Origin of the sequence: Defluviimonas sp. SAOS-178_SWC (assembly GCF_039830135.1) — a bacterium.
Classification (GTDB): Bacteria; Pseudomonadota; Alphaproteobacteria; order Rhodobacterales; family Rhodobacteraceae; genus Albidovulum.
In genome coordinates this window covers 1,244,905-1,263,142 of the sequence record NZ_CP156081.1, presented here as the reverse complement: position 1 = coordinate 1,263,142, position 18,238 = coordinate 1,244,905, and the positions used below count along the sequence as shown (strand labels likewise).

15 protein-coding genes are annotated in these 18,238 nt (G+C 67.8%); 10 read left to right on the top strand and 5 right to left on the bottom strand.

From position 1 onward, the window contains the following. Window positions 1–223 precede the first annotated feature (223 nt). Entirely contained in the window at window positions 224–1,597 is a 1,374-nt protein-coding gene (locus V5734_RS06985) for an aspartate aminotransferase family protein (RefSeq protein ID WP_347312785.1), read from the bottom strand. Window positions 1,598–1,974: 377 nt separating this feature from the next. Between V5734_RS06985 and V5734_RS06980 the strand changes: the two genes are divergently transcribed. The 7 genes from V5734_RS06980 to V5734_RS06950 all read left to right on the top strand — a co-directional run bounded on the left by V5734_RS06980 (window position 1,975) and on the right by V5734_RS06950 (window position 10,064). After that, the gene (locus tag V5734_RS06980; RefSeq protein WP_347312784.1) at window positions 1,975–3,159 is read left to right on the top strand and encodes a M24 family metallopeptidase; all 1,185 of its coding nucleotides are present in this window, start codon (window positions 1,975–1,977) and stop codon (window positions 3,157–3,159) included. Beyond that, a complete protein-coding gene (argE, locus tag V5734_RS06975; RefSeq protein ID WP_347312783.1) occupies window positions 3,156–4,319 on the top strand; it encodes an acetylornithine deacetylase in 1,164 nt (387 codons plus the stop codon). Before V5734_RS06980 ends, argE begins: the two co-directional genes overlap by 4 nt. A gap of 4 nt (window positions 4,320–4,323) precedes the next feature. After that, window positions 4,324–5,220, top strand: coding sequence for a DMT family transporter (locus V5734_RS06970; protein ID WP_347312782.1), 897 nt, complete (start codon window positions 4,324–4,326; stop codon window positions 5,218–5,220). After that, complete coding sequence (locus V5734_RS06965; RefSeq protein WP_347312781.1) at window positions 5,217–5,900, top strand: GntR family transcriptional regulator; 684 nt, start codon at window positions 5,217–5,219, stop codon at window positions 5,898–5,900. Before V5734_RS06970 ends, V5734_RS06965 begins: the two co-directional genes overlap by 4 nt. Window positions 5,901–5,975: 75 nt before the next feature. Further along, complete coding sequence (locus tag V5734_RS06960; RefSeq protein ID WP_347312780.1) at window positions 5,976–6,977, top strand: hypothetical protein; 1,002 nt, start codon at window positions 5,976–5,978, stop codon at window positions 6,975–6,977. A 309-nt stretch (window positions 6,978–7,286) separates the two neighbouring features. Further along, window positions 7,287–8,678 carry a trypsin-like peptidase domain-containing protein gene (locus tag V5734_RS06955; RefSeq protein WP_347312779.1) on the top strand — a complete coding sequence of 464 codons (1,392 nt, stop codon included), beginning with the start codon at window positions 7,287–7,289 and terminating at the stop codon, window positions 8,676–8,678. Window positions 8,679–8,777: 99 nt separating this feature from the next. Continuing rightward, complete coding sequence (locus tag V5734_RS06950) at window positions 8,778–10,064, top strand: O-acetylhomoserine aminocarboxypropyltransferase/cysteine synthase family protein (RefSeq protein ID WP_347312778.1); 1,287 nt, start codon at window positions 8,778–8,780, stop codon at window positions 10,062–10,064. A 49-nt stretch (window positions 10,065–10,113) separates the two neighbouring features. On the opposite strand, the gene V5734_RS06945 is transcribed toward V5734_RS06950, so the two are convergent. Continuing rightward, complete coding sequence (locus V5734_RS06945; RefSeq protein WP_347312777.1) at window positions 10,114–10,809, bottom strand: SIMPL domain-containing protein; 696 nt, start codon at window positions 10,807–10,809, stop codon at window positions 10,114–10,116. A gap of 159 nt (window positions 10,810–10,968) precedes the next feature. On the opposite strand from V5734_RS06945, the gene V5734_RS06940 reads away from it, so the two are divergent. Together V5734_RS06940 and V5734_RS06935 are read left to right on the top strand one after the other, a co-directional pair. After that, on the top strand, window positions 10,969–13,674 hold the full coding sequence (locus tag V5734_RS06940; RefSeq protein WP_347312776.1) for a hypothetical protein: 2,706 nt from the start codon (window positions 10,969–10,971) through the stop codon (window positions 13,672–13,674). A gap of 316 nt (window positions 13,675–13,990) precedes the next feature. After that, window positions 13,991–15,874: a monovalent cation:proton antiporter-2 (CPA2) family protein gene (locus V5734_RS06935; protein WP_347312775.1), complete on the top strand. Its 1,884-nt coding sequence runs from the start codon at window positions 13,991–13,993 to the stop codon at window positions 15,872–15,874. A 6-nt stretch (window positions 15,875–15,880) separates the two neighbouring features. On the opposite strand, the gene V5734_RS06930 is transcribed toward V5734_RS06935, so the two are convergent. After that, window positions 15,881–16,171, bottom strand: a complete 291-nt coding sequence (locus tag V5734_RS06930) for a DUF1467 family protein (protein ID WP_347312774.1) — start codon at window positions 16,169–16,171, stop codon at window positions 15,881–15,883. Further along, window positions 16,171–16,575: a methylmalonyl-CoA epimerase gene (gene mce / locus V5734_RS06925; protein ID WP_347312773.1), complete on the bottom strand. Its 405-nt coding sequence runs from the start codon at window positions 16,573–16,575 to the stop codon at window positions 16,171–16,173. The genes V5734_RS06930 and mce overlap by 1 nt, the downstream gene beginning before the upstream one ends. Window positions 16,576–16,730: 155 nt before the next feature. On the opposite strand from mce, the gene V5734_RS06920 reads away from it, so the two are divergent. Next, window positions 16,731–17,453 (top strand): response regulator, encoded by a 723-nt coding sequence (locus V5734_RS06920; RefSeq protein ID WP_347312772.1) that lies wholly within the window; start codon window positions 16,731–16,733, stop codon window positions 17,451–17,453. 32 nt (window positions 17,454–17,485) lie between these two features. Here V5734_RS06920 and V5734_RS06915 read toward each other — a convergent pair whose 3' ends face one another. Continuing rightward, the gene (locus tag V5734_RS06915; RefSeq protein ID WP_347313588.1) at window positions 17,486–18,184 is read right to left on the bottom strand and encodes a GNAT family N-acetyltransferase; all 699 of its coding nucleotides are present in this window, start codon (window positions 18,182–18,184) and stop codon (window positions 17,486–17,488) included. Window positions 18,185–18,238: the final 54 nt, after the last annotated feature.

Below are 18,238 nucleotides of genomic sequence, written 5' to 3'. Positions count from 1 at the left end.
TCCCAAGTATGCCTCCGCTCGCCTTTCGGTGGAACCTGTCTAGTTAGACAAGTCCGACGCGTTGTTCGCGGACAATCGCTGCGGGTTGCATCAATTGACCAAATTTCCCATGCAAATCGCCCAAACAAAGGACGGAATCCCGCCCGTTCCGCGCCGAAATCCTGCCACGCCCAACCGCGAACCGTCCTTGCGTTCAGGTTGATTCCCTACGCGGAATCCGCATTCATCCGAGCACCGTCCTGACCGCCCGCGCCGTGGCGGCGACGACCTGATCCGCCTCGGCCCTCGTCAGGCAGAAGGGCGGCGCGAAGCCGAGGATGTCGCCTTGCGGCATCGCGCGGGCAATGACCTTGTCCTGCGCCAGAAGCGCGGCCGAGACCTGCGGGCCGACCTTCTTCGCCGGATCGAAGAAGCGGCGGTTGTCCTTGTCCTCGACGAACTCGACCGCGCAAAGCATGCCCTCGCCCCGGACATCGCCGACATTCGGGTGCCCGCCGAGCGCCTCGGTCAGCGCCGCCTTCAAATAGGCGCCGACCTCGCCCGCGTTCTTCACCAGCCCCAGATCGTCGATGAGCTTGAGGTTCGCCACCCCCGCCGCCGCGCCGATCGGATGCGCGGAATAGGTCCAGCCGTGGCCGATGGGTCCGTTCTCGTCCGTCCCCTGCTCCAGCACCTTCCAGACCTTGTCCGAGACGATGGAGCCCGAAAGCGGCGCATAGGCCGAGGTCAAGCCCTTGGCGATGGTGATGATGTCGGCCTCGATCCCGTAGTGATCGGAGCCGAACATGGTGCCCAAGCGCCCGAAGCCGGTGACGACCTCATCCGCGATCAAAAGTATGTCGTGCTTCTTCAGGACCGTCTGGATCGCCTCCCAATACCCGGCCGGCGGCGGCACGATGCCGCCCGTGCCCAGCACCGGCTCGCCGATGAAGGCGGCGATGGTGTCCGCGCCCTCGCGTTCGATCAGCGCCTCGAGCTCGGCCACGCAATGCGCGGTGAACTCTGCCTCGGACTGTGAAAGATCCTTGCGGCCATAGTAATAGGGCGCCTCGGTATGGATCACCTGCGCGAGCGGCAGGTCGAACTTCCTGTGGAACAGCTCCAGCCCGGTCAGCGAGCCGGTCATCAAGCCCGATCCGTGGTAGCCACGCCAGCGCGAGATGATCTTCTTCTTCTCCGGAAGCCCGCGGATATTGTTGTAATACCAGACCAATTTCACATTGGTTTCGTTCGCGTCCGACCCGCCAAGGCCGAAATAGACCTTCGACATGTTCTTCGGCGCCCGGTCGAGGATCATCCTGGCGAGCGTGATCGAGGCTTCGGTCCCGTGGCCGACATAGGCATGGTAATAGGCCAGTTCCCGCGCCTGCGCGGCGATGGCCTCGGCAATCTCCTGCCGTCCGTAGCCCACGTTGACGCAGTAGAGGCCGGCAAACGCGTCGAGGAGCTTGTTGCCGTCGCGGTCCTCGATATGGACGCCGCTCGCGGTTCGGATCACCCGGTTCGGGCTTTCGCCACGCGCATGCTGGGCGAGATGGGTCGAGGGATGGAAAAAGGTCTCGCGGTCCCAGGTGTCGAGTCGATCGTTCTTCAGCATCGGTCTGTCCTTCCTCTCATGCCCGGTCGCGGCAAAGGCCGTTGATTTCACAGGTGTCCTTCATGCCCCGGCGCGGCCATTGGGCCGGGGGCCGGATTGAATCCCTCCGTCGGCCAGCCTTGCTACCGCGCTCGGGGCACCGTGCATCGTCGCCCGCGCGGCGGGCATATTGGTGCAGGAGAACGGGGCACGGGCGGACATGGAGATTCCCTTGGACTCAATTGTTGTGCACATCATGGCGGCAGAACGCGCCTCGTCAACCCAAACTCAAACCGAAATTGCCATATTCTCCCACGCAGAGGCAGGATATTCTTGCCAGAACCCGAACGTCGCCTTAGCGTTGTGTACAAATAGGCCGACTCACGAAAGGGTTCCCGATGGGACAAAGCAATGCCCCGTTCAGTGCCGCCGAATATGCCCGCCGCATCGCCAAGACCCGCGCGGCGATGGAGAAGGCCGGACTCGACGCGATCTTCGTCACCGACCCCTCGAACCAGGCCTGGCTCACCGGCTATGACGGCTGGTCGTTCTACGTCCATCAGGGCGTAATCCTGACGATGACGGGCGATCCGGTCTGGTGGGGGCGCCACATGGACAGCGTCGGCGCCGGGCGCACCTGCTGGATGGGCGCGGAATCGATCCACGGCTACGCCGACAACTATGTCCAGTCGACCGTCCGCCACCCGATGCAGGACCTCGCCGGCCACATGCGCGCGCTTGGCCTCGCCAAGGCGCGGATCGGGGTGGAGATGGAGAATTACTACTACTCCGCCAAGGCGCACGAGGTTCTGAAGACCGAGCTTCCCGATGCACGGATCAGCGACGCGACGGCGCTGGTGAACTGGCAGCGGCTGGTGAAATCCGGCGAGGAAATCGCCTTCATCCGCAACGCCGCGAAGATCTCCGAAAAGGTAATCCGCACCGCCATCGACAAGGCCGAGCCGGGCCTGAGGAAGAACGACCTCGTGGCCGAGATCTACCACGCCGCGATCACCGGCGTCGGCGACGTCTGGGGCGACTACCCGGCCATCGTTCCGCTGACCCCCTCGGGGCTCGACGCGACGGCCGCGCACCTCACGTGGAACGGCGCGCCGATGCGCGCGGGCGAGGCGACGTTCTTCGAACTTTCGGGCTGCTACCGCCGCTACCACGCACCGCTCTGCCGTACCGTCTATCTCGGCACCCCACCCGCCGAGATGCTGGAGGCCGAGAAGGCACAGATCGAAGGGATCGAAGCCGGGCTCGCCGCCGCCCGCGCCGGCAACGGGACCTGCGATATCGCCAACGCGTTCATGGCGGTCCTCAGGAAGCACGGCATCAAGCGCGAAGGCCGCATGGGCTATCCGATCGGCCTCTCCTACCCGCCCGACTGGGGCGAGCGCACCGCCTCGATCCGCACCGAGGACGAGACCGTGCTGGAACCCGGCATGGTCTTTCACTTCATGCCGGCGCTCTGGATGGAAAGCTGGGGGCTCGAGACGACGGAGACGATCCTGATCACCGAGAGCGGCCCGGCGGAAGCGTTCTGCAACGTCGAACGCAAGCTTTTCGTGAAGCCGTGACCGTGCAGGCGCTCGACGACACCAAGGCGCTCCTGCGCGATCTCATCGCCTTTCCGACGGTCTCGACCGACAGCAATCTCGCGATGATCGAGTTTCTGGCCGACCGGCTGGAAACGGCCGGGGCGCGGGTCGACATCCACCGAGATGCGACCGGGCAGAAGGCCAACCTCTTCGCCACGCTCGGCCCCGAGGGCGACGGCGGCATCGTGCTGTCGGGCCATTCCGATGTCGTGCCGGTCGCAGATCAGGACTGGTCGAGCGACCCGTTCAAGATGGTGGAACGCGACGGCCGGCTTTACGGCCGCGGCACCTGCGACATGAAGGGCTTCATCGCCGCCGCCGTGGCGCTGGCGCCCCATTTCGCCGCCCGCGCAACGCGGCGCCCCCTGCACTTCGCCTTCACCTATGACGAAGAGACCGGCTGCCTCGGCGCTCAGGCCCTGGCCGGGGTCCTGAAGGCGCAAGGCATCCGCCCCGCCGTCGCGATCATCGGGGAACCGACCTCGATGCGGATCATCGAGGGTCACAAGGGCTGTTACGAATACACGACCCATTTCACCGGCCTCGAAGGCCACGGCTCCGGTCCCGACCGTGGGGTGAACGCGGTGGAATACGCGGTGCGGTACGTCGCGCGGCTTCTTGACCTGAAGGAGCAGTTGAAGGCCCGCACCCCCGCCAGCAGCCGGTTCGAGCCCTCCTGGACCACGATCAACACCGGCGCGCTCGTCGGCGGGGTGGCGCACAACGTGATCCCCGGCAAGGCGCGCGTCGATTGGGAAATGCGCCCCGTCCAGCATTCCGACGCCGATTTCGTCAAGCGGGAGCTTCACACCTACTGCACCCACACGCTCCTCCCCGCGATGCGCGCGGTCTCGCCCGATGCCGACATCGTCACCGAGGTGATCGGCGAAGTCGACGGGCTGATCCCGGCCGACGAGAACGAGGCGAAAGCCATAGTGATGGAACTGACCGGGGCCAACGGGGCCGACACCGTGCCCTTCGGCACCGAGGCGGGGATCTTCCAGGCGCTCGGCATGTCGGCGGTCGTATGCGGGCCGGGTTCGATCGAGCAGGCGCACAAGCCCGACGAATATCTTGCCCTCGACCAGCTTGCCGATTGCCTCGGCATGCTGGAGCGGCTGACCGCAAAACTTGGCTAGGGCGATGGACGCGACGCTCGCCCCCCCGGCCACAAGGCTTTTCTGGCGGGTGGCGCCCTTCGTCTTCGTGCTCTTCTGGTCGGGCGGTTACACCTTCGCCAAGCTCGGCCTGCCGCATGCCGAACCCCTGACCATGCTGACCCTGCGCTATGGGCTGGCCGCGCTTCTTCTCTCGCCCTTCCTCCTGCGCAAGGCGGCCCGCTTGCCAAGGACCGCGCGGCACTGGGCGGCGATGGCGCTGACCGGGTTCCTCATCCAGTGCGTCTATTTCGGCCTTGCCTATCAGGCGATGAAACTCGGCATGAACGCCGGCACCACCGCCATCGTCATGGCGTTGCAACCGATCCTCGTCGCGGCCCTTTCGCCTGTCGCGACCGGCAGGTCCGGCGGCGGAACGCTCCTCTGGCTCGGCCTCGCGCTCGGGTTTGCCGGTGTGCTGACCGTTGTCCTTTCCGGCGACAGCCTTGGCCCCAGCCCCTGGGGCGCAGCGCTTCTGGCATGCGCGGCACTTCTCGGCATCACGCTCGCAACGCTCTTCGAGAAACTGCACGGGCTGAAGACCGATCCGGCGGTCGGCGGCGTCATGCAATACCTCGTCGGCTTCACCATCCTCGCCCCCGCCGCCTACCTGACGGAAACGATGCACATCGACTGGACGGGGGAGTTCATCGTCGCCATCGCCTATCTCGTGATCGCGAATTCCATCATCTCCGTCGGGCTTTACATCGCTCTCCTCCAGCGCGGCGATGCCACGCGCATCTCCGCACTGATGTATCTCGTCCCGCCGCTCGCGCTCCTCTTCGCCTGGGCGATCCTTGGCGAACCAATCACCGCCTTCACGCTTCTCGGCTTCGCGCTTTCGGTGGCCGGCGTCTGGCTCGTCAGCAGGCAAACCGCATGACCGACACGCCCAGCGCCCGCGACCGCTTCGAACGGCTCCATGCGGAGCTTCGCGACCGTATATGCCTTCTCGACTACGCGCCCGGCACGCGGCTTTCGGAAGAGGCGCTGGCGGCCGAATTCGGGGTCAGCCGCACACCCCTCCGCCGTGTCCTCGGACGGCTTGAGGGCGAGGGGCTGGTGCAGTCCGTCCACGGCGTCGGCACCTTCGTCACCGATGTCGAGATCGAGGAACTGGCCCAGACCTACCAGCTCCGGCTGGAGCTTGCCGAACTCGCGGGCCGGCTCTCGCCCCAGCCACCCGATGCCGCGCTCATGGCCGAATTCCACACCGTTGCCGACCGTGCGAAGGCGCTGACGCAAGACCCCGACCCCCGCGCCTTCGCCCAGCTCAACATGGACTTCTTTCTGGCCCGTCTTCGGCTGACCGCCAACGAACCCCTGCGCGAGATCGCCGAGCGGCTCTATATCCGCACCGCGCGGATCTGGATGAAATCGGTCTTCGCGAGCCGCGTCGATTTGCGCGAAGAGGCCGAGACCTTCCGGCGCGAGATCGAGGATGTCCTTTCCGCCCTCACCATCGGCGACCTTCACGCCGCCGCGCTGATTCAACGCGCGCATATCTCCATGAGCTTCGAGCGGCTGAAAGCGGGCGGGCGACCCCCGGCTTCGCGGGCCTGACGGCTTTCCCCCGCCATTCGCCGCGCCTATAGTCGCCGCAATAGCGTCGCGACCGGAACCAGCGGCAGATCGGGCATGACCGCAACGAACGCCACCCAACAGGTCTTCAACCTCCTCTGCATCGGTCAGGCGGGGCGGCTTGGCTATGAGGCGGTCGTGCTTGCCGCCACCCTGCGCGCCACCAACCCCGATTTCCCCGGCCGGCTCATCGTGCTCGAACCGCAGCCGGGGCCACGCTGGACGGGCGACCCGCGCCTTGCCGCACCGGTTCGTGGGTTGCTGGAGAGCTTTGGCGCCGAGATCCTGCCCTTCGAGAACCACGCGTTCGGGGAAAGCTATCCCTATGGCAACAAGATCGAGGGGCTTCTGGCCGCGCCCGAGGGCGAGCCTTTCCTCTTTCTCGACACCGACACGCTCGTCACCGGCCCCCTCGCCTCGATCGCCTTCGACTTCGACCGCCCCTCCGCCTCGATGCGGCGCGAAGGCACCTGGCCGGTGATCGAGCTTTACGGGCCGGGCTACGGCGAGATCTGGAAGTCGCTCTACGACAGGTTCGGGCTCGACTACGCCTCGACGCTCGACCTGACCCAGCCCGACGAGCACTGGGAGAGGTATCTCTATTTCAACGCCGGATGGTTCTTCTACCGCTGCCCTCGCGCATTCGGCCGGCGGCTCCTCGATTACGCAATCGCCATCCGCGATGACGGGCCGGAAACGCTGATCTGCCAATCGCTCGACCCCTGGCTCGATCAGGTCGCGCTGCCACTCGTCATCCATTCCTTCGGCGGCGGCCGGCCGGGGCCGGAGCTTGCCGGCCTCGACGGCGACGTGACCTGCCACTACCGGCTCTTCCCGCTCCTCTACGCCCGCGAAAGCGACCGGGCGGTGGCGGTGCTGGAAGAGGCGATCGCGCCCAATCCGGTCAAGAAGGTCCTCAAAGAATACGAGCCGATCAAGAAGATCGTCTATCAGCGGAAGGGCGCCAAGATTCGCGCGATGTTCGACCGCGACGACCTGCCGCGACGCGAACAGGTGATCCGCAACACGATCAAGCGCGCCAATCTCTGGCTGCGTTGAGGCGTTGCGTGAGAAGCACATCGCAAACATATGATAAGGTAAAAAAATTTCTTCCGATGGCTACTCAACCGAACTTCCCGAACAACCCCGAATACGGCGCCTCGCGCCCACGCGGAAGCCGCCGAGAGGTCAAGCCGCGACGGGGACAATCCATCGGGCCGCCTCTCTCCCGTCCGGCCCACCCGTCGCTCGTCGCTTTCGACCGGTCCTGGCGTCGCGGCAGATCAACCCGTCGCACCCCAGGGCCTTGAAATGCCCCCGCCCAGACGCGAGGTAAGACGCGACGACCCGAGCCGAAAGGATGCCGACATGCGCGCCGCCGGACGCCTCTGCCTTCTGGTCCTTCTCGCCCTGCCCCTGCCTTTGCCGATGGCCGCGAAGGTGCCGGCCTCGCCGGCCGAGATCACGCTCAGCTTCGCCCCGGTCGTGAAAGCCGCCGCCCCGGCCGTCGTCTCGATCTTCGCGAGCCGCGTCGTCGCCGAACGGATCAGCCCCTTCGCCAACGATCCGTTCTTTTCCCAGTTCTTCGATTTCGGCCCCGGTTTCGGCACCAAGCCGCGCGTCGAAAATGCGCTCGGCTCGGGCGTGATCCTGCGTGGCGACGGCATCGTCGTGACCAACAACCACGTCATCGACGGGGCAGAGGATATCCGCGTCGTGCTGGCCGACGGGCGGGAATTTGCAGGGAACGTGATCCTTTCCGACGCCGGCACCGACCTTGCGGTGATCCGGCTCGATGGCGCCGAGGACCTGCCCGCCCTTCCCCTCGCCGATGCCGATCTGGCCGAGGTCGGCGATCTCGTGCTCGCCATCGGCAACCCGTTCGGCGTCGGCCAGACGGTGACTTCGGGCATCGTCTCGGCGCTGGCGCGCGCGGGCGGCGATCCGGCGCGCGGTCAGGGCTATTTCATCCAGACCGACGCGCCGATCAATCCGGGCAATTCCGGCGGCGCGCTCGTCGACACCGAAGGGCGGCTCCTCGGCATCAACACGCTGATTCTCAGCCGCTCGGGCGGCTCCAACGGCATCGGCTTCGCGATCCCGTCGAACCTCGTCGGGCAATACGTGGCCCAGGCCGAGGCCGGCGCCGCCCGGTTCGCCCGGCCGTGGTCGGGGATCGAGGTGCAGCGCGTCGATGCCGACATGGCCGAAGCCCTCGACCTCGACACGCCGGAGGGTGCAGTCATCAGCCACCTCCACCCCGATAGCCCGTTCGCGCGCGCCGGGTTCCGGACCGGCGATGTCGTGACCGGGATCGGCGGCCACGCGGTGAATGGCCCTGCCGAACTCGACTACCGGCTCGCGGTCCTCGGCCCCGACGGGACGGCGACGGTCCAGTACCGGCGCGGTGGCCGGGAGGAGATCGCCGACGTCGCCTTGGCGGCTGCTCCGGAGACCGGCGGGAACCTGACGGTCGGCCCCGGATCGCGGCTCTCGGGGCTGACGGTCGCGGCGCTCGGCCCCGGGCTCATCGACCAGCTGGGCTTGCCGCTCTCGGCCACCGGCGTTGTCGTCACCGGCGTCGCCGGCCCGGCACGCGCCACCAACCTCCGGCCCGGCGATATCGTCGTCGGCATCAACGGCACCGCAATCCGCGATCTGGCCGATTTCGATGCCGCGACGCGCGGCGGCGGCCGGACCTGGACGGTCGAGTTCATCCGGGGCGGTCAGCGGGTAAGGCTGCGGCTGTCGGGCGGCTGAGGCGCCGCGAGCGTTCCGCCCGATCTGCACGCCGCTGCCCGTTGTATGCCGCGCCGGCTTGTCCTAACGTCACGCCCGGACCAGCCGAGGGAGTTGCAGATGGCCAGGACATACGGTTTCGACACGCTTCAGATCCACGCAGGCGCCCGGCCCGACCCGGCGACGGGCGCACGGCAGGTGCCGATCTATCAGACGACGGCCTATGTCTTCCGCGACGCGGATCACGCCGCCGCCCTCTTCAACCTTCAGGAAGTCGGCTACATCTATTCCCGTCTGACAAACCCGACCGTGGCCGCGCTTGGCGAACGCATCGCCACGCTCGAAGGCGGCGCTGGTGGCATCTGCTGCTCTTCCGGGCATGCGGCGCAGATCATGGCGCTGTTCCCGCTGATGGGTCCGGGCCGGAATATCGTCGTCTCGACAAGGCTTTACGGCGGGACCGTGACGCAGTTCAGCCACACGATCAAGCGCTTCGGCTGGTCGGCGAAGTTCGTCGATTTCGACGATCTCGCGGCGCTCGAGGCGGCGGTTGACGACGACACCCGCGCGATCTTCTGCGAATCGATCGCCAATCCCGGCGGCTACGTCACCGACCTGCCCGCCGTCGCGGCCGTCGCCGACAAGGTCGGCCTGCCGCTCATCGTCGACAACACATCCGCGACACCCTACCTCTGCCGGCCGATCGAGATGGGCGCGACGATCGTCGTCCACTCGACCACGAAATACCTGACCGGCAACGGCACCGTGACCGGCGGCGCCATCGTCGATTCCGGCAAGTTCGACTGGTCGGCCTCGGGCAAGTTTCCCTCGCTCAGCGATCCCGAGCCCGCCTACCACGGGCTGAAATTCCACGAGACCTTCGGCCCCCTCGCCTACACCTTCCACTCCATCGCCATCGGGCTTCGCGACCTCGGCATGACGATGAACCCGCAAGGCGCGCATTACACGCTGATGGGGATCGAAACCCTTTCCCTGCGGATGGAGCGTCACGTCGCCAATGCGCAGAAGGTGGCCGCCTGGCTCGAGGCCGATCCGCGGGTCGACTCCGTGACCTATGCCGGCCTACCGTCCTCGCCTTACGCGGACCGGGCGAAGCGGGTCTATCCGAAGGGCGCCGGCGCGCTTTTCACCTTCGCGGTCAAGGGTGGGTACGAGGCCTGCGTGAAGCTCGTCGACTCGCTCGAACTCTTCAGCCATGTGGCCAATCTCGGCGACACGCGGTCGCTGATCATCCATTCGGCCTCGACCACGCACCGCCAGCTTTCGCCCGAACAGCAGAAGGCGGCGGGGGCCGCGCCGAACATGGTGCGGGTGTCGATCGGGATCGAGGATGCCGACGACATCATCGCCGATCTCGATCAGGCACTGGCGAAGGCCACCGCCTGACATTGCGCGGGCAAGGCCGGCCCCGGCCCGCCTTGCCCTGCTGCGGGGATCAGTCCGCGATCTCGTAGACGACGCTCACCGAGGCGACGATGTTCACCTCGCCCGGCGCCACCGGCACGGCCGCGCTCTTGGCGAAGCCCGCCTCGGCCATCGCCATCGGCATGGGCGGCTGGTAGGCGCCCGCCTCGCTGATCGACAGAACCCGGCCCAGACGCACGCCGGCCGCATTGGCATAGAGGCCGGCCTTGCGCGCCGCATCCGCGACCGCCCGCGTCCGCGCCTCGTCCATCACCTCGCGGTCTTCGGCGATGCCGAAGCTCAGCCCGTTCAGGGTGTTGGCGCCCCCGGCGACAACGGCATCGAGCACCCCGCCGAGCGTGTCGAGCGCCCGGACCCGCACCGTCACCATGTTCGACGCACTGTAGCCGACAATCGTCGGCGGGGTGCCGTCCGAACGGCCGTAATCGTAGCGCGGGCCGAGCGACAGGCCCGAAGTCTGAATATCGCGCTCCTCGACCCCGGCGGCCGTCAGCCGCTCGATCACCGCGCGCACGGCGTCGGAATTCGCCGCCATCGCCTCAGCGGCGGTTCCGGCGTCATTCGTCACGCCAAGCGAGATCGTCGCCATGTCGGGCGCGGCCTCCACCCGGCCTTCGCCGGTCACGGAAATCGTCGCGGGCATGTCGGCCGCCACGGCCGGCCCGGCAAGCAAAAGAACAATCGCAAAAAGATTAAGAACGCGCATGAATACCTCCATCTGGTGGCGCCGATCATCGGATCTTCGACGCATCCCGCAAGCCAATCCTTGGCACCGCGCCTTCCCATGCGCGAAATTCTGCTTTAGGAGGGTCAGCGACACCTTGGCGGCTATGGTGAGGGCCGCAGACATGCTACCTGCCCCGGAATGAAACCTGGCTTCGCGCTCAACCTTTCACAGAACGGCATCAGCCTTCTGCAACGCCTTGCCGACGGCTGGGCGGAGTTGGGGCATGCGGCGTTCGAGGACCCCGGGTTTGAGACGCGCCTCGACGCGCTTCGGGCCGAGGCCGCCGGCCTCTCGCCGGATGGTCTCACGACCAAGCTGATCCTGCCGGCGTCGCAGATCCTCTACTCCGAAGTCGATGCCCCCGGCCCCGACCGCGCGAGCCGGCGCGCGCAGATTGCCGCCGCGCTCGAGGGACGCACGCCCTATCCCGTCAGCGACCTCGTCTTCGACTGGTGCGGCAACGGCCACGGCGTCCGGGTCGCGGTCGTGGCCCAGCTCACACTCGACGAGGCCGAGGAATTTGCCGAAAGCCGCGGGTTCAACCCGGTCTCCTTCGTCGCCCTGCCCGAGGCCAGCCAGTTCGCCGGCGAACCCTTCTTCGGCCTGACCCACAATGCCGACCGCCACTTGCCGGCGGGCACGCATCTGACCCGCGATCAGGATCCCGTCCGCGTCGTCGCCGCGCCGCCGCCGGTCCCGGAAGCTGCCCCGGAAGCCGCGCCCGCGCCCTTCGAACCAGTCGAGGAGAACGCACCGGAACCGGCGATGGTGGAAGCGGATTCACCTGCGGACGAGCCTTCAAAAACCGAACATCCGGAAGCGGAACCTGACCGCGATACGGGCGAAACCTTTACGCAATCGAACATAACGGCGCCCGAAATCGCCGCAGCGGCGGAAGCGGAACAGCCGTCCTCCGACACGGGCGGGGTTATCGGGTCAGACGTCCCGTCGCCGGACGACATCGAAGCCCCCTTCATCGCCCTCGACGACATTCCGGATCCGGAAGCGGACGTCGAAATTCCGGCCGGCCCCGCGATGTCCTTCTCCTCGCGCCGGCCATCGCAGGTCGATCAGGACGCGCGCGCCCCGTCCGAGACCGCCGAAACCGATGACGTCCCCGGCCCCGCCGAAGGCCGGCTGCACCTTCTCGCGGATCCGATCGCTCCGCTCGCCGCGCCGGCTCTCGGCGCGGCCGTCGAGATCGAGGAGGCCGGGATCACCGCCCCGACCCTGAAGATCCCGCAGGGCGACGAGCATGGGGAAAGCGCCCCGGCAAGCGCCACACGGCGCCCGAGATCCGGGCTTGGGCGCGCGTTGCTGACCCCGGCCCCGGAAGCGAAACACGGGACCCAGGCCCAGCAGAAGGCGCGCCGCGTCACCCTGACAGAGGCAACCGAGCCCGGCGTCTTCGGCGCGGCCCGACAGGCCCGCACCGCGCCCCCGGCCCGGATGCGCCTTGGACTGATCCTCGTGGCGGTTCTGGTGCTGGTGATGGCCGCCGTCGCGCTCTGGTCCGTCTGGTTCTCGGTCGACACCGCCCGGAACGTCGAGGTGCCGGCGTCCACGGCGTCTCCGACCACGCTCGCCGCCGATCCGGCACCGGAGGACGTTGCCGCCGCAGCCCCTGTGGCGATCGAAACCGAGATATCCGCCGCCGCTGCGGCCACGGCCGATCCCGCGCCGGAGCCCGCCGCCGATGCCGTGGTCGCGCAACCCGACACCGCCACGGCAGAGGCAGAGCCCTTGCCCGACCCCGGCCCCGCCGCGCCGGACAAGGATACGCTCTGGGACGGCGCGCCCGCCGCCGCGACGGGACCGGAAGCCGACGCGCCTGGTGCCCCGGCGGTCGCAGCGGCCGCTCCCGGCCCGGCGACGCCCGAAACCGAGGTCAAACCGCTGCCCGCGCCCGATGCACTCGCCGCCGACGATCAGCCACAACCGCAACCGCTGCCCCCGCCCTACGGGACGGAGATCGAATTCGGCCCCGACGGGTTGATCCGCGCCACGCCCGACGGCGTCGTGACCCCCGACGGGTTCACGCTGATTTCCGGCCGCCCGCCGGTCGTCCCGGCACCGGCCCCCCGCACCGGGGCCGAACCCGCCACCACGCCCGCAGCCACGCCAGAGGACCAATCCGGCGCCGCGACGCCCGCCCCCGACGACGCCCCCGCCGGTCTGGCCGCCGATGCCGCCGCAGACGCAGTGGCCGAGGCGATGACGGTCCTGCCCAACCCGGTCGACCCGGCCCATGCGGCGCGAAAGCCGCGCGCGCGTCCCGCCGCCGTCGTCCAGCGTGCCGTGGCCGCGCGCGCCCAGGCCGCCGCCATCGCGGCGGCCGCCGAGGCTGCCGCCCGGGCCGAGGCCGAAGCGCTCGCCTCCGCGACCTCGTCCGCGGTTTCCTCCTCCCGCCGGCCGGAGGAGCGGCCGTCGAGCCTTGCCAAGGCGGTCGAGGCTGCCGTCTCCGATGCTGTCACCGCCGCCGTGACCGAAGCGGTCAGCGCCCCGGCCCCCGCCCCGGCCGCCGCGCCGGCGCCGGCCGCCCTGCCCGAGGAGATCGACGAACCCGAACCGGTGCAATCGGTGCCGGACATGCCGACCACGGTGACCGTGGCCAAGCAGGCGACAGTGAAGAACGCCATCGACCTCGGCAAGATCAACCTCATCGGCGTCTACGGCTCCTCCGCCAGCCGCCGCGCGCTGGTCCGGATGCCGACGGGGCGGCTGATCAAGGTCAAGATCGGCGACCGGCTCGACGGCGGCAAGGTCGCCGCGATCGGCGACAGCGAACTCACCTATGTGAAGAACGGCCGCACCTATACGCTGAAGATGATCGAGAAGGGGTGAGGTGGCCCTCACCGGGTCCGCCTCCCGGCGCCAGGACGGGAATGGTCTCACCGAGGTCGCGAGGATATTGCGCAACTGAAATGGGAATTTGAAATGCATCCGCGCGTTTCGCGCCCTATCCTCATGATATATGCACGATTCACCCATCCCTTTTGACGAAGCCGGCTCGCCGCCTTTCCCCGCATTGCAGCGCGGAGCCCACACCGACCGTTCTGAAGCGTGGCGGACCGATCCGCCACCTGACAAACTTGGCCTTTGCGATCGTCGCAAGAGCCCAACCGAAGCCCGACGCCCCGTTACCGACGTAAAGGCATAGATGGAAAGTTTCCTTTTTCAGGCCTCGCTCTACCTCATCGCCGTGGTGCTCGCCGTTCCGGTCGCATCGCGGCTCGGCCTCGGATCGGTTCTCGGCTATCTCGTCGCGGGGATCGTGATCGGCCCGGTCCTCGGCCTCGTCGGGTCGGAGACCCAGGACCTACAGCATTTCGCCGAATTCGGCGTGGTGATGATGCTTTTCCTCATCGGGCTGGAACTGGAACCGAAGGCGCTCTGGGCGATGCGCGACCGGCTGCTGGGGCTCGGCGGGCTGCAAATCGTGGTGACGGCCCTCGTCATCACGCTCGGCGCCCTCGCGCTCGGCTATTCCTGGCGCATTGCACTGACGCTCGGGGTGATCCTGTCGCTCTCCTCGACGGCGATCGTGTTGCAGACATTGTCGGAAAAACAACTGATGCCGACCGCGGGCGGGCGCAGCACGTTTTCCGTCCTCCTGATGCAGGATATCGCGGTCATCCCGATCCTTGCCTTCCTGCCGCTCCTCGCGCTGCCGGGCGCGCGGGCGCTCGCCAAGGCACAGGCGGCGGAGGCCCATCTGGCGATGAACTTCCTGCAGGAACTGCCGCCCTGGGGCGTGACCCTCGTCACGCTCGGCGCGGTCGCGGCGGTGGCGCTGGCCGGGCAATACCTCGTCCGGCCGCTCTATACCTTTGTCCACCGGGCGCGCCTGCGCGAGGTGAACACCGCCCTCGCGCTGATGATCGTCGTCACCATCGCCACGCTGATGCTGATGGTCGGCCTTTCACCGGCGCTCGGCGCCTTCCTCGCCGGCGTGGTCCTCGCCAACTCCGAGTTCAAGCACGAGATCGAATCCGACATCGCCCCGTTCAAGGGCCTCCTCCTCGGGCTCTTCTTCATCACCGTCGGCGCCGGAATCGACGTCGAGGTCTTTCTGCGCCAGCCCTTCACGCTTCTCGCCCTGACGCTCGGGCTGATGGTGGCCAAGGGTGGCGTCCTCTACGCGCTCGGCCGCCTCTTCAAGCTCAGGGGGCGCAACCAGTGGCTTTTCACCCTCGGCCTTGCCCAAGCCGGTGAATTCGGTTTCGTCCTGACCGCCTTCTCGCTGAAACAGCGCATCCTGCCGGAAGCGCTGGGGCAATCGCTGCTTCTGGTGATCGCCCTTTCGATGTTCCTCACCCCACTCTTCTTCATCCTTCACGACGTCCTCGCGAAACGGATGCAGGAGGACGGAGAGGCCACCGAGGCGGACGAGATCGACGAACAGCAGCCGATCATCATCGCCGGGGTCGGCCGCTTCGGGCAGGTCGTGAACCGGATGGTGACGATGTCGGGCTTCCGCACCACGATTCTCGACCACGACCTGAAGGTGATCCAGCTTCTGCGGAAGTTCGGCTTCAAGGGCTATGTCGGCGATCCGACCCGGCCGGAGCTTCTGCGCGCGGCGGGGCTTTCCGAGGCGCGGGTGCTCGTCGTCTGCCTCGACGACAGGGCGGCGGCCACGCGCCTGGTCGCCTATGCGCGGCGCCAGCGCGAGGATCTCCACATCGTGGCCCGCGCGCGCGACCGCGAGCATGTGTTCGAGCTTTATCGCGCCGGCGCCGACGACATCGTCCGCGAATATTTCGATTCGAGCCTCAGGGCGGCGCGCTACGTCCTCGAAAACGTCGGTCTGTCCGAATACGAGGCCGCGGGACTTGAAAAGACCTTCTTCAAGCTCGACCGCGCGGCGGTGCGCGATCTCGCCGATCTGTGGAACCCTGACATCCCGACCGAAAAGAACGCCGCTTATATCGCCCGCGCCCGCGCTCTCAACCGGGAGCTTGAGGCCGCCCTTCTCAGCCAGTTCTCACCGGCCAAGACCGATGCCAAACCGGAGGCTGAGGACACCGCCGCCTCTGCCTGACTTGGGTTACTGGCTTGCCGGCGCCTCTTCGGGTGGCAGGCGGCCGAACCAGTCGATATCGCGCAATGTGACGGTGCCGGACAAGACGATGGTCGCGATCACCGACCAGATGACGACCGTTGCCATCGTCGTCGCCACGACCTTCCGCTTCAGCTTGATGTCGGCGGGCGCGCCCGCCGGGGTGCCGGGCACGATCTCGCCCGCATCGGCCTGGCTCTTCGGCCGGATCTGCAGGGCGATGAAGAAGGCCAGGAACCAGATCACCGCGAAAAGGACGATGCCGCCGGTCAGGTTCATCAGACCTGCTCCAGTTCCACGAGGCAGCCGTTGAAATCCTTCGGATGGAGGAAGAGGACCGGCTTGCCATGCGCGCCGATCTTCGGCTCTCCGGTGCCGAGAACCCGCGCGCCCGCCGCCTTCAGCTTGTCGCGGGCGGCGAGAATATCGTCCACCTCGTAGCAGATGTGATGGATGCCGCCGGCCGGGTTCTTGTCGAGGAAGCCCTGGATCGGAGAGGTGTCGCCCAGGGGATAGAGCAGCTCGATCTTGGTGTTCGGCAATTCGATGAAGACGACCGTCACGCCGTGATCTGGCTCGTCCTGCGGCGCGCCGACCTTGGCGCCCAGCGTGTCGCGATACTGCGCGGCCGCGGCGTCGAGGTCCGGCACCGCTATGGCGACATGGTTCAGGCGTCCGATCATGGCTTCCCCCGGTTGTGGCATTCGGCCCGGTTATGCGGCGGCGACGGCGCCCGCGCAAGCGCGCGCTTGGCCGCAGGCGGCTTTACGCTCCGTTAGGCAAAGCCTGTCTTACTCGGCTCCGACCTATCTGGCCCGAAACGACAGGAGTGGATTCGATGGCCGACGACCTGACCGATTTCCTCGCGGCCCGCGAACCGACCGCCCAGCGCCCGCTTCTGGGGCTGACCGTGCTCGTCGTGGAAGACAGCCGCTTTGCCTGCGAGGCGATGCGGCTTCTCTGTCTGCGCTCCGGCGCCCGGATCAGGCGGGCCGACTGCCTCGCCTCGGCGCGGCGGCATCTCATGGCCTACCGGCCGACGGTGGTGGTCGTCGATCTCGGCCTGCCCGACGGCTCCGGCCTCGACCTCATCCGCGAGATCGCGGCGCGGAGCCCGCGGGTGCCCGCCCTTCTCGCCACAAGCGGCGACGGCGGAGCCGAGAAGGCGGCGCTCGCCGCCGGGGCGGACGCCTTCCTGCCGAAACCGATCGAAAGCCTTTCGGTCTTCCGGAGCGCGGTGCTCGGGGCGTTGCCCGCAACCCCGCATCCGATCTCGACCGGCAGAAGGGACGCCGAGGACCGGGTGACACCGGATCCGCTCGCGCTCCGCGACGACCTCGCCCATGCGGCGGACATGCTCGACCACCGCCCTGCGGGAGAAGACCTCGACTATCTTGCGCAGTTTCTCTCGGGCGTGGCGCGGTCCGCCCATGACGCGCCGTTGCAGGCGGCGGCGGAGGCGCTGGCGCGCGAACGGCTGGCGGGGCGCGGCACCGGAACGCCCGTGTCGCGGATCAGCGGACTGGTGCGCCATCGCCTGGCTTCGGGGGCCGCCTTCTGATGCCCGGCGGCCCGAGCGGGGCACGGGAGGCGCTACCCCGTCACGAACGCCGGATCGCGCGAGACAAGGAGCGGACGGGTCAGATCCGACAGGCTCTGCCGCTGCCGCCCGGCGGCGTCGAAGTTCGCCGGGTCGAGCCAGGTCTCGTAGGCCGCCTTCAACGCCGGCCAGTCCCGGTCGATCGCCGCGAACCAGGTCGTGTCGCGATTGCGTCCCTTGACAACGGTCGCCTGCCGGAACGTGCCCTCGTGGCTGAAGCCGAAGCGCTCGGCGGCGCGGCGCGACCCGAGATTGAGCGCGTTGCACTTCCATTCGTAGCGTCGGTACCCGGCGTCGAAGACCCAACCCATCATCAGATACATCGCCTCCGTCGCCGCGCGGCTGCGCTGGAGCCGGGGGGCGAGGTTGATGTGGCCGACCTCGATCGACCCCGCGGCAGGGTCGACGCGCAGATAGCTTGCGATGCCGCCCGCATGCCCGGTCTCAAGGTCGATCAGCGCCACGAACCAGGGATCGTCGCGCCCGGCCATGCTGTCGGCCCAGGCCCGGTAGTCGGCGAGGCTGGCGAACGGCCCGTAGGGCAGGAAGTCCCAGATCGCGTCGCTCTCGCGGTTCGCCGCGTGAAGGTCGGCGGCGTGGCGGGCGGGATCGAACCGCTCCAGCCGCACATGGCGCCCCTCGATCCGCTCCCAGTCCGGTCGCCGTGGCGGCGTCCAGCCCGGAACCGGCATGCCCAGCCTCTGATCCTCGTCGCTCACCCCGGCCTCCCTGTCTCTTTCACCGGC